Genomic DNA, 11,115 nt, shown 5'->3' with positions numbered 1-11,115 from the left:
CGACATGACCGAGCGGGATCGGACCGAGCAATTCGCCGCGCCGCCCAAACTGGTTCGCTAGCCGCCGCTGCCGCCGATCACGGCGCGGACCGTATCATCCGGACCGAAATCCTCGGCGCTTTCCACGTACAGCAACGCGCTGAGCTTGGACCGCGCCCGGTTGACCCGGCTCTTGATGGTGCCGACCGCGCATCCGCAGATCGTCGCCGCGTCTTCGTAGGAGAAGCCGGAGGCGCCGACGAGGATGAGCGCTTCGCGCTGGTCCTGCGGCAACTTCTCGAGCGCGGCCCGAAACTCCTCGAATTCCAGATGCGCGTTCTGCGCCGGCTGGGTTTTCAGAGTTTTGGCGTAGCTGCCATCGGCATCTTCAACCTCGCGCCGACGCTTGCGATAGTCGGAGCGGAACAGGTTGCGCAGAATGGTGAACAGCCACGCAGGCAGATTGGAGCCGACCTGAAATGAATCGATGTTGGCCAGCGCGCGCAACAGCGTTTCCTGCACCAGATCGTCGGCTCGGTCGCCATTGCCGGACAGCGAGATCGCGAACGCGCGCAAGCTCGGGACCGACGCCAGGATGTCGTCGCGAAGTGAGTCTGTGAGTGGCATTATTCGCTCCCATCGGTTTTGGCCGCGGGATTCTGCGTCTGCGGTTCGTCAAGCTTTCGGATCAGGTCCGCAAACCGGTCCGGGACTCCTTGCCGCACCACATCGTCGTACATGGCGCGCAACTGATGTCCGATCCGCGACTGGATTTCGGAGTTGAGCCCGCCTTGCCTTGGCTTCACATCTTTCATGATCCGTTCCAACTTCCCCAAGAGTTAACCCCTGGATTCGAGAATTTTTCTTTATTTTTGAAGCCTTTGCGGCCTGTGTTACGGTTCTAATTCAGACGCCGCGTGAAAGTTCCGAAGCCATGGAACTTTTGTCCGGCTGGCGAGTAAACTGCCCATCAGGGGAGCCGGGGGTGTTACTGCTCCCGTCCTGTATTGAATCAGAAGAATGGAGTGGGGATGTCCCGATCACAGCTCGTTGCTGAACATTTACCGCTGTTGCGGCGCTATGCCCGTGCCTTGACGGGTAACCAAGCTTCCGGCGACGCCTATGTCGGTGCCATGCTTGAAGCGTTGCTGCAGGATCCGTCATTGCTCGACGAGCAGCACGGTCCGCGCGCGGGTCTTTTCCGGCTGTTCACGCAGATCTGGAATTCGGTTGCCCTGAACGATGACGATCCGGACGTGGTGCAACTGGCGCAGCCCTCGGAACGCCGGCTGTCGAACATCACCCCGCTGCCACGGCAGGCCTTCCTGCTGTTGTCGCTGGAAGGGTTCTCGGAAGAAGAAGTGGCGTTCGTGTTGGATGCCGACGTCACCGAGGTCCGCACCTTGGCCGACACCGCCGGCCGCGAGATGGCCGCCGAGATCGCTACCGATGTGCTGATCATCGAGGACGAGACCTTCATTGCGATGGATCTCGAGAGCCTGGTGAAAAACCTCGGCCACAACGTCATCGGCGTCGCACGTACCCACGCGGACGCGATCGCGCTGGCAAAGAACAAGAAGCCCGGCCTGATCCTCGCCGACATCCAGCTCGCCGACGGCAGTTCGGGTCTCGACGCGGTGAACGAACTGCTGCGGATTTTCGAAGTGCCGGTGGTGTTCATCACCGCCTATCCCGAGCGCTTCCTCACCGGCGAACGTCCGGAGCCGGCGTTCCTGATCTCGAAGCCGTTCCAGCCGGCGATGGTGTCCGCCGTCGCCAGCCAGGCGCTGTTCTTCCAGCGCAACTCGCGCAACAAGGCGCCAAAGGCTGCGGCATCCTAGCCATCGATGGTTCTGTTATCGGGCGGCTGCTTTCGGGCAGCCGCCTTTTTCATGACCGCATGGTTGCGGATCGCCGGGCCGTTGGGCGTTCGCCGTCCCAAGAGGCGGGATTCGACGCAAGCTTGCCGGGGCGGAGGATGACCATGCCCAGCGCGAAAACGATAAATGAGCAGGCCGCCATGCCGGCCGCCATGGGCAGCGGGGTCGCATGGGCGAATGGCGCCACCAGGGCCACGGCCGCCGCGCCACCGGCGAAGTTGAGCGTGCCGATCAGTGCGGAGGCGGTGCCGGCGTAGGCCGGGTTGCCGCCCATCGCCAGCACGAATGTCGAGGGCACGATAACGCCATTGAGGCCGAACCCGACGAACAGCAGAACCACCAGCACCACAAGACGATCGACGCCGGCCAGCGTCAGCAGCAACATCAGTCCCATGGTAACGAAGTGGCCAATCGCGGCGCCGCGCACCAGACGGGTGAGCCCGAACCGCGTGGCCAAGCGCGCGCTGAACTGCGAAGCGGCGACAAAGGAAACCGAATTGAGCGCAAACAGCACGGCGTAGAGCCGCGGCGACAGCCCGAAATGCTCGCCGATCACGAAAGGCGAATTGGCCGCGTAGATGAACCAGCCTGCGAGCGTCAACGAGGCGATCAATGCAAGGCCGATGAACTGCCGATCGCCCAGCAGCACGCGGTAGCCGGTCAACACGGTCCGCAGCTCGCCTCCGGACCGCGCGGCCTGCGGTCGTGTCTCGGCGAAACCGAGGCTCACCCACACCAGGCAGATGGCTGCCAGCGCGGACATGGTGCCGAACACGCCGCGCCAGCCCGCGGTCTCGGCCACCAGGCCGCCGGCCAGCGGCGCCAGGATCGGCGAGACGCTATACACGGTGGCGATCAGCGACATCAGCTGCGCCGCACTCGGCCCGGTATAGAGGTCGCGCACCACCGCGCGCGGAATGACCATCACCGCGCAGGCGCCGAGCGCCTGCACCATGCGAAAGGCGATCAGGATCGCGATCGTCGATGCGGCGGCACAGCCGATGCTGCCGATGATGAAGGCGATCAGCCCGACATAGAGCGTGCGCTTGCGACCATAAATGTCGGAGAGCGGCCCGGCGATCAATTGGCCCGCGCCGAGCGTAATGAGGAATACCATCAGGGTGGCCTGCACGGCGTCGCTGCCGGTGCGAAGATCGGCGCCGATCGCGGGCAGGACGGGCAGGTACATATCGACGGCGAACAGTCCGATAGCGGTAAGCAGGCCAAGACCCAGGGCCGACCGACGCATGCTGATCGATAGCCGCCCCGAGGGCGGCGGCTCGGCGACGGTGTCGCTACGAATGACGTGGAACGTCCTGACCGCAGGTTCGATCGTTCCCTCGCTGTCCATTTGGCCTCCCCTCCGAAGGGCATTGCCCCACCCGTTGACCGGACAGTAGCGGCTTGTTCATTGCAGCAATGGACTGGCTGGCGGCCTGTCTTGATAACCGTCCTCCAGTTTCTCGGTCACCTCCAGACGCGCGATACTCAGGATATGGACTGCCATCGGTTCGTTCAGCGCTCGTGCAAGGCTGCGAGAGCGCTCGATGAGTTTGACAAGATCTTCCAGTGATCCTCGCGTGGTCTTCATATTGCACCGGGAAAATGCATGGATAAAAATTGTGACGATGAAGCATCGAACGTTCTGCCGTTTCGTACATCGGCGATCGACAATTCCGCTGTCGTCCGGGAAGGTCCGATTCTGATGCAGTATTTCGCGCGCATTTCTGAGGAGTCCGATCGGGAAAGAGTGGTGGTGCTGCCGCGTGAACTGACGTCGCCCTCGCAAGGCATGTGAGTTACGCGACGCGGCTGATGAGCCCGCTGTTGCTCTCCAGGACTGAATCGGTGACCCCGGCGCGTGCCTGGACGCGAGCAAGAACGTCTTCGTTCATTTCATAATAGACGACCGTGTTGCTCTCGTTGCCGATCACCTGCGGAAGGCCCATCGGGCGCAGGTTCATGCCGATGCCCATGAGCGGTGCAAGCCGGGTCGTCCGAAGCACCGCTACGGTTCCTGTGATGCCTCTGGAAATGCAGTATTCGAGCATGCCAAGGTAGAGTTCGCGATACACCACGCCGCCGTCGCGTCGATTTGGAGTGATGGCAAAGCGTGTAAGCTCGAAGACGTCGTCCCTCTGCACCACTTGCCCATCGACCATCTGCGCGAAGTATTCGCTCAGCATGTGCGGCTGCATCGTGGGGTATAGCCTGAAGCAGCCGACCACATCGCCATTGCCGTCGATGGACATGACGTAGGCGGCGTTCTCGTCGTCGTATTGATCGATCTCTTTCAGCTGGTCATTGGGCTTGCACCAGCCGAGCTCCTTGACGAATACCTGGTATCGCAACCGGAAATACTGGTCCATCGACGTGGCGAACAGGTCGATATTGTCCTTGTCGATAATGCGGATCATTGGAAGCTCCCCCATCTTCGGTGCCGGAGCCTCGCAACTCTGCGAACAAGGCGCGATTCCGAAAAATCGGAATTGACAAGCTAGAGGTCGATCTAGAGGTCGATTTCCTTGAGCCGGATGGCCTTCACGACGGCATGGGTTCGGTTGGTGGCCTCAAGCCTCGCGACCGCGGAAGCGATCAGCTTGTGCACGTTGTCTTCCGAGACGCCGAGGATCTGGCCAGTGTCCCATGCCGTCTTACCATTCGCGGTCCAGCTCAGTATTTCGCGCTGGCGAGGGGTAAGTACCTTGGGGCGCGCGGGAGCCGCCACCTGAAATTGGTTGAGCCGGTTGAAAGCGTAGATGGCGATCAGCTCGACGGCGGATTTGGCATCCTTGCTCGCGTCGATCTGGAGGCCGGCAAAGGATACGCCGGCCTGATAGTTGTTGATGCCGTGGATCGGCACGCTGATTCCGGCGCGCAGTCCGAAATCGACGGCGGCGATCTCCATCACCGAGCGGCCGACCCGGTCGTTCGAGACCAGAGCTTCCGACCAGCTGGTGGCGCGAAGCTGGGTCCGGGTGTAGCGGACGATCGGGTCGTGCTGCTGAAAGTCCGACCGCCGGTACAGGTCGAACCAGTCCCGGGGCCAGCGGGTCATGAGCACGCAGGCATCGAATGTCGGACGCTGCGAGTTTCGCGGCATCAGGCAGCAGAAGTGCTCGAGCCCGAAATGGGCGACCGCGCGGCCCACGGTATCGACGGCTTCTCCGGCCGATGTGGTGTTCTCGAGCTCGTCGATGGCATCCATCGCGATCTGGAAATGCCGCTTTCCGGGCTCGCTCATCGTCAACTCCCTCGCAAGCGAGACCTGTGGGCCATCGATCCCGGGCACCGGCGATCCAGGATTGCGGTGATCCGGGGCCGGCTATGGGCAGGCACACGCACCGATGTTCCATTCCAGCATCCGCCACGCCTCGTTGCAAGCCGTAAGCTCAACCGGGGACCGGACAAATGGCCCGATAGGCCGCGCGGAGTGGAGCGGGAGGTCGCCAAGTTGGGAAAGAGTGTGCGGGCTGAAACGCGGGCCGAAATAGCCTGGCGACATCAGCAAAAATGCGGGACGCAGCTGGCATCACCACAGCCGCGCCCCGCGTCGCCGGTCGATTGGGGCAGGGGGACAACCGGCTGTCGGAAAGACGCATGCCGCCAAAAAGCGTTCCCGGACGCTGCAACGATTTTACACACGGTTATGTGATGGGCAGTCGCGAACCCATATCGCCCGGCCAGCGTTGCAGTTCCGAAGTCCATGGGCCGGTGCACGGCAAGCGAGGCGGACGATGTCTCAAATCTCCCGAGTGGTTATCGGCGGAGCGGTTGCTGCAGTGACGCTCGGCGCTATCCAGTTTGCCTCCGGCAATGATCTACGCACTGTTCAGCAAGGCACTGTTCAGCAAGAAAGCCTGTCCGATGTCAGTGTCGTGAACCGCGTCGGGAAGGCCGACCGATCTGCGGTGGTCGGGAGTCCGAGCCCCACCGGCCGGACGCTGCTGTTTCGCGTCCAAGGCCTGTCCGACACCTCGGTGCTGATGCGAACGCCGGTGGCCACCGTAAAGGTCGAGGCATTTAAGAGCGTTACGACCCCTGGCCAGCCCGCGCTGGCATCGCGGAAATCCACCGTTGCGTGCGAGCCGCCCGTCAGCATGTTAACCGAGGTCGCCAAGCTCTTGCAGCCAGGCCGCTGCGTCACCTGAGCGAACTCCGCCTGCCCTACTCCTCGTCGGCAGGCGCTTCCGCTTCGTCTTCGTCCGGATCTGCCGCCGCGCCGTTGCGGCTCGCCAGATAGCCGAGCGCCACGCCGGCAATTGCCAGCAGTGGCACCAGCTTCTTCAAACCCACCGCACGAATGATCGGCAGCGCGGCCGCCAGCAGCATCGGGTCGATCATCGGCGCGCTCGCAGCCGCCCTCGCGGCCTGCCGCGCGGCGGCGATGGCGCGTTCCCGGGCCTGGCGCTTCTTGGTGGTATAGACCGTGGCGGCGATCAGCGAGACCGCCAGGAAAATGCCGGCCACCGTCAGACAGGCCTCGACCAGGCCATAGCGTTGCATCACCGCGATGAAGGCCGCGGCGCACAGGAAGCACAGCGTCACGAACAGCGCAAAGCCGACCAAAGCCGCCAGCGACGTCATCCGGACCGTGGCGCCGGTACTGTTCTTCAAATCGTCGATCACGCGCTGCAACATCAAAGCCCCCGGATATTAAATCGTCTGCCCAAACAAACTGACGGCGCCTTATGGCGCCGTCGGTCGCATCAAAGCAATACGTCTGTCACGGCGATCAGCGGCGCCACGCCGCGCCGATCAGGATGCCCAGCCCGAGCGCCAGTCCGACCGCGGCCAGCGGTCGCTGCTGGATAGCGTCTTCCATGGATTCCTCCATTGAAGAGGCGCTGTCCCAGGCGGCGTCGTAGGCCGCGCTGCCGCGCTCCGACATGTCGGACATCAGGGAATCGGCGCTGCCGCGGGCCTGCTTGATGCCGCGGCGTGCTTGCTTGCCGGCCTCGCCGGTGAAGGCATTAAGCGCATCGCTGATCTGGTCGGTAAGGGCGGAGATGTCATTTTTCACGGCTGATAAATCCTTTTCGAGGCGTTTGTAGGTGGCCTTGTCCAGTAGGTCTTTGATCTTGTCTTCGGCGTCGCTGCTGGACATTTCAAAGCCCCTTCGGTCTGGAATAGATGGGGCAGAAACGCCCCGTCCGGCGCTAAGTTCCACAGGCAAACTGGTTTAGTCCGACGGCAGTTGCGGCTCATCGTCCGGCATCAAATGCTCCTTGAGGATCAGCCCGACGATCAGGATCGGCGACGCCAGGAAGCCGCCCATCGGCCCCCACAGCCAGGTCCAGAACGCCAGCGCCAGAAACACCGCCAGGGCGTTGAGCTGCAGCCTTCGACCGATGATTACCGGCGTCACGAAGTGTCCTTCGACGAAGATCAGCACGACGAAGGCCATCGGCGCGAGCAGACCCGCCCCGAGGGTGGACGAGGTGATGATCCCGACACCGACGAGGATGACGAACATCACCACCGGGCCAATGATGGGAAAGAAGTTCAGGGTCGCCGCCAATGCGCCCAGGCCGGCGGGATTGGGCATGCCGGTGAAGGCGCAGATCAGCCCGGTGGCGATGCCGACGCCGAAATTGATCATGGTCACTGTCATCAGATAGCCGCCGAGGCTGGTCTCGATGGCATTGAGGATGCGCAGCGTGCGCAGCCGCCATTCGTGGTCGGCAAAATTCATCACCAGCGCGCGACGCAGGTCCTTCCAGCTGGCGATGAACAGCACCAGGATGGCGAAGAACAGCAGGAATTCGGTGAAGGTCGGCGACAGGAATTCCACGGTGGGCTGCACCCAGTCGATCTTGGGCAGCTCGAATTTCGTGCTGGCCAGGGGGTCCGAGCCGCCGAACATGCCCTGCACCTGATGCCACAGGGCGAGCGGCCGATCGAACACATGCAGCTTCTCCTTGAGCCGCGACCCCAGTTCAGGCAGCCGCGTGCTCCACTCCATCAAGGGCGATGAGATCAGCCCGACGATGAAGGCCAGACCACCGGCGGCGCCGGTCACGATCAGAACCGCCGACACCGAGCGTGGAATGCGACGCTTTTCGAGAAAGGTTGCGGCCGGCGACAGCATGGTGCCGACGATGAAGGCCGTGACGATGGGAAGGAAGAACGCCCTGGCGACATAGAGCACCGCCACCACGGCGATCACCAGCAACGATATCAGCGCAAAGGCCACTACCTCGGCGCGCCGGATCACCGGCGGCTGTTCGGCGTTGCGGTCAGGCAATGGCGTGCCGGTTTTCGTTTCGGGAATGGCGCGGGCTTTACTCATCAGTATTCACAGGGTGCCGCCATTCGTTCGATTGCGGCCACATAACCCAGTGCCGCCATCAAGGTTCCATCGCGAAATTGTGAGGGGCGGGGTGGTTGACACGCTGCGATGGTTGGAACCGACCGCCCCCGACGTTGTTGTTTGCGCAGTCATCATCACGATCACGACGCATCACCCACGGGGCCGACCATGTCACATTCCGGAAATCGCACGCTGCGCGCCCACGCACTGGTTTTTGTAGTGGCCCTCGCGATGGCGCCGGCGCTCGCGACCGGCGCCTCGGCGCAGGTCATGAGCTACGCCTCCGCACATTCCAACGGCTTTCCCGCCGACGACGTAATGGTCGCGCCGCAGGCCGATGACGACGGCGCCGCCTACGTCACGCCCGAGCGCTTCCGCCGCACCGAAGTGGCCTTTAGCAGCCGCGAGGCGGCCGGCACCGTGGTGATCGATACCGCGAACACCCAGCTCTATTACGTGCTCGGCAACGGCCGGGCCATCCGCTACGGCGTAGGCGTAGGCCGCGAGGGCTTCACATGGGCGGGCACCCAGACAGTGACGCGCAAGGCGGAATGGCCGGATTGGCATCCGCCGGCCGAGATGATCGCGCGCCAGCCCTACCTGCCGCGCTTCATGGCTGGCGGCCCCGGCAACCCGCTCGGCGCCCGCGCCATGTATCTCGGCTCCAGCGTATACCGCATTCACGGCACCAACGATCCCTCGACCATCGGCAAGTTCGTGTCGTCGGGCTGCATTCGCCTGACCAACGAGGACGTCGCCGACCTGTTCAGCCGGGTGAGTGTCGGCACCAAGGTGGTCGTGTTGCCGAAGTCCGGTGCCGCGCCGCGTTTCGAGGCCAGCCGCGACGTGCCGTCCAGCATGACGTCGATTTCGGTTCGCCCGGCGTCGGCTAGCTCGCCGACGGGCCGCCAGGCGATGAACCTTTCGGCCGCGTCGCTGTACTGAATTCGATAACGCGGAGGCCAATATGAGCTTATCGATCAGGCGCCTGGCGTTCAGCTCCCTCGCGGTGACAGCGCTGGTTGGCGCTGCACCGGCCGCGCACGCTCAGGATTTCTTCTCCGCGTTGTTCGGCGGGATGACGGCCCCGTCCCGCGCTCCGGCGATCTCCGTGCCTTCCGGGGCGGAGGGCGTCCCCGGCGTGCCAACCGAGCCGCGTCCGCGCGCCAGCAGCGGCGGGCGTCAGGCATTTTGCGTGCGCACCTGCGATGGCCGCTATTTCCCGATTTCCGCGAGCGACAGCCAGAGCCGTGCGGCGTCTTGCAACAACTTCTGCCCGGCAAGCGACACCAAGGTGGTCTACGGCAGCAGCATCGATGAGGCCGCGACCGAGACCGGCAAGGCGTATTCTGACTTGCCCAATGCCTTCAAGTATCGCACCGAACTGGTGCCGGGATGCACGTGCAATGGCAAGGATCAGATCGGCCTGGCGCCGATCAAGATCGAGCAGGACACTACGCTGCGCAAGGGTGACATCGTCGCCGGTGCAGATGGCCTGATGGTGACCAGCCGCCCTGCCGACAAGCGCGGCGCGTCACTCAACATGACGCCGGCAGCGCCGTCCGTTCGCGCCAAGTATGAACGGCTGCCGGTGGTGGCCCAGGAGTGATATGTTCCCCGCAGGGAACCCAACGGTTTCCAGGACGTTGCCGATGTGAGGGACGCAACTTCTCGCGTGCAACCGACATCAACCGGGGGACATTATGTCACTACTCGTCAGCGCTCTGATCACATTCCTTGTCGTCATTCTCGTTCTGTACCTGATCAACCTGCTGCCGATCGACGGCCGCGCCAAGCAGATCTGCCGGGTAATCGTCATCATCCTCGGCGTGATTTCGCTATTGCGAACCATCGCCGTCATCTGACGCGGCATGGAATGCGAAAAGCCCCGGCGGTCCACCGGGGCTTTTTTGCTATCGATCGCACACCATCGTCATCCTGAGGCGCCGTCGCACTTGCGACGGCCTCGAAGGATGGCTGCAGGCGCCATCGCCAGCGTCCGCGACCTTCGAGGCTCGCCCTGCGGGCGAGCACCTCAGGATGACGGTCGCGGAGTGCGCGTATCCGGTAGTTCTTACGCTTACGCTTGCGCCTTTGCCTCGCGGCGCCGCGCCGTAAGAATGAACTCCGTATAACCGTTCGGCTGCTCGCGGCCCTTGAAGATGAGGTCGCAAGCGGCTTTGAACGCGACGCCGTCGAAGCCCGGTGCCATCGGCTGATAGATCGCGTCACCCTCGTTCTGCTTGTCCACCACCACGGCCATCCGCTTCAGCGATTCCATCACCTGCGCCTCGGTGATGACGCCCTGATGCAGCCAGTTGGCCAGATGCTGCGCCGAAATGCGCAGCGTGGCGCGGTCTTCCATCAGGCCGACGCCGTGGATGTCCGGCACCTTGGAGCAGCCGACGCCCTGGTCGATCCAGCGCACCACGTAACCCAGAATGCCCTGGCAGTTGTTGTCGATCTCCTGCTTGACGTCGTCCGGTGCCCAGTTCGACTGCGACACCGGGATCGTCAAAATATCCGACAGTTTGGCGCGCGGGCCGCCTTTGGCGAGTTCCTTCTGGCGGGCGGCGACATCGACCTGGTGGTAATGCAACGCATGCAGCGTCGCGGCGGTGGGCGAAGGCACCCACGCCGTGGTGGCGCCGGCGTTCACATGGGCGATCTTCTGCACCATCATGTCCGCCATCTTGTCGGGCGCCGCCCACATGCCCTTGCCGATCTGGGCGTGGCCGGGCAGGCCATCGACCAGGCCGACGTCCACGTTCCATTCCTCATAGGCCTTGAGCCACGGCGTCGCCTTCATGTCGTTCTTGCGGATCATCGGGCCTGCTTCCATCGACGTATGAATTTCGTCGCCGGTGCGGTCCAGGAATCCGGTGTTGATGAACATGATGCGCTCGGAGGCATTCTGGATGCAGGCCTTGAGGTTCACCGTGG

Annotated in this window: 14 protein-coding genes and 1 pseudogene; 6 read left to right on the top strand and 9 right to left on the bottom strand. The window is 63.2% G+C overall.

The features are described from left to right. Positions 1-57: 57 nt before the first annotated feature. A complete protein-coding gene (locus JWR89_RS09815) occupies positions 58-606 on the bottom strand; it encodes a sigma-70 family RNA polymerase sigma factor (protein ID WP_299714992.1) in 549 nt (182 codons plus the stop codon). Then, complete coding sequence (locus tag JWR89_RS09810; protein ID WP_299714989.1) at positions 606-794, bottom strand: NepR family anti-sigma factor; 189 nt, start codon at positions 792-794, stop codon at positions 606-608. Before JWR89_RS09810 ends, JWR89_RS09815 begins: the two co-directional genes overlap by 1 nt. Positions 795-1,010: 216 nt before the next feature. Here JWR89_RS09810 and JWR89_RS09805 point away from each other — a divergent pair, with 216 nt between their 5' ends. Then, entirely contained in the window at positions 1,011-1,820 is an 810-nt protein-coding gene (locus JWR89_RS09805) for a response regulator (protein WP_299714986.1), read from the top strand. A 49-nt stretch (positions 1,821-1,869) separates the two neighbouring features. Here the strand turns inward: JWR89_RS09805 and JWR89_RS09800 are convergent, their stop codons facing one another. Further along, complete coding sequence (locus JWR89_RS09800) at positions 1,870-3,210, bottom strand: multidrug effflux MFS transporter (RefSeq protein WP_299714983.1); 1,341 nt, start codon at positions 3,208-3,210, stop codon at positions 1,870-1,872. A 258-nt stretch (positions 3,211-3,468) separates the two neighbouring features. Between JWR89_RS09800 and JWR89_RS09795 the strand changes: the two genes are divergently transcribed. Beyond that, a complete protein-coding gene (locus JWR89_RS09795) occupies positions 3,469-3,657 on the top strand; it encodes a hypothetical protein (RefSeq protein ID WP_299714980.1) in 189 nt (62 codons plus the stop codon). A 1-nt stretch (position 3,658) separates the two neighbouring features. On the opposite strand, the gene JWR89_RS09790 is transcribed toward JWR89_RS09795, so the two are convergent. Both JWR89_RS09790 and JWR89_RS09785 read right to left on the bottom strand, forming a co-directional pair. Continuing rightward, positions 3,659-4,276, bottom strand: a complete 618-nt coding sequence (locus tag JWR89_RS09790) for an acyl-homoserine-lactone synthase (protein ID WP_299714977.1) — start codon at positions 4,274-4,276, stop codon at positions 3,659-3,661. Positions 4,277-4,368: 92 nt separating this feature from the next. Next, complete coding sequence (locus tag JWR89_RS09785) at positions 4,369-5,103, bottom strand: LuxR family transcriptional regulator (RefSeq protein ID WP_299714974.1); 735 nt, start codon at positions 5,101-5,103, stop codon at positions 4,369-4,371. A gap of 493 nt (positions 5,104-5,596) precedes the next feature. On the opposite strand from JWR89_RS09785, the gene JWR89_RS09780 reads away from it, so the two are divergent. Further along, the gene (locus JWR89_RS09780; protein ID WP_299714971.1) at positions 5,597-6,010 is read left to right on the top strand and encodes a hypothetical protein; all 414 of its coding nucleotides are present in this window, start codon (positions 5,597-5,599) and stop codon (positions 6,008-6,010) included. Between the two features lie 16 nt (positions 6,011-6,026). Here the strand turns inward: JWR89_RS09780 and JWR89_RS09775 are convergent, their stop codons facing one another. The 3 genes from JWR89_RS09775 to JWR89_RS09765 form a co-directional block, all read right to left on the bottom strand. Next, positions 6,027-6,500, bottom strand: coding sequence for a hypothetical protein (locus JWR89_RS09775; RefSeq protein ID WP_299714968.1), 474 nt, complete (start codon positions 6,498-6,500; stop codon positions 6,027-6,029). A gap of 94 nt (positions 6,501-6,594) precedes the next feature. Next, the gene (locus JWR89_RS09770; RefSeq protein ID WP_299714965.1) at positions 6,595-6,966 is read right to left on the bottom strand and encodes a DUF883 family protein; all 372 of its coding nucleotides are present in this window, start codon (positions 6,964-6,966) and stop codon (positions 6,595-6,597) included. Between the two features lie 75 nt (positions 6,967-7,041). Continuing rightward, positions 7,042-8,151, bottom strand: coding sequence for an AI-2E family transporter (locus JWR89_RS09765; protein WP_299714962.1), 1,110 nt, complete (start codon positions 8,149-8,151; stop codon positions 7,042-7,044). Between the two features lie 189 nt (positions 8,152-8,340). Here JWR89_RS09765 and JWR89_RS09760 point away from each other — a divergent pair, with 189 nt between their 5' ends. From JWR89_RS09760 to JWR89_RS09750, 3 genes are all read left to right on the top strand, one after another. Continuing rightward, positions 8,341-9,117: a L,D-transpeptidase gene (locus JWR89_RS09760; protein ID WP_299714959.1), complete on the top strand. Its 777-nt coding sequence runs from the start codon at positions 8,341-8,343 to the stop codon at positions 9,115-9,117. A 22-nt stretch (positions 9,118-9,139) separates the two neighbouring features. Beyond that, positions 9,140-9,781: a DUF2865 domain-containing protein gene (locus tag JWR89_RS09755; protein ID WP_299714956.1), complete on the top strand. Its 642-nt coding sequence runs from the start codon at positions 9,140-9,142 to the stop codon at positions 9,779-9,781. Positions 9,782-9,875: 94 nt separating this feature from the next. Further along, positions 9,876-10,037, top strand: a complete 162-nt coding sequence (locus tag JWR89_RS09750) for a Thivi_2564 family membrane protein (protein ID WP_299714953.1) — start codon at positions 9,876-9,878, stop codon at positions 10,035-10,037. 215 nt (positions 10,038-10,252) lie between these two features. On the opposite strand, the pseudogene JWR89_RS09745 reads toward JWR89_RS09750, so the two are convergent. Next, positions 10,253-11,115: pseudogene (locus JWR89_RS09745) on the bottom strand (malate synthase G); the annotation flags it as partial.

Origin of the sequence: Tardiphaga sp., from assembly GCF_028290785.1 — a bacterium.
Taxonomy (GTDB): domain Bacteria; phylum Pseudomonadota; class Alphaproteobacteria; order Rhizobiales; family Xanthobacteraceae; genus Tardiphaga.
Note: the sequence above shows the minus strand (reverse complement) of the source record. Positions and strands in the feature narration are given on the sequence as shown.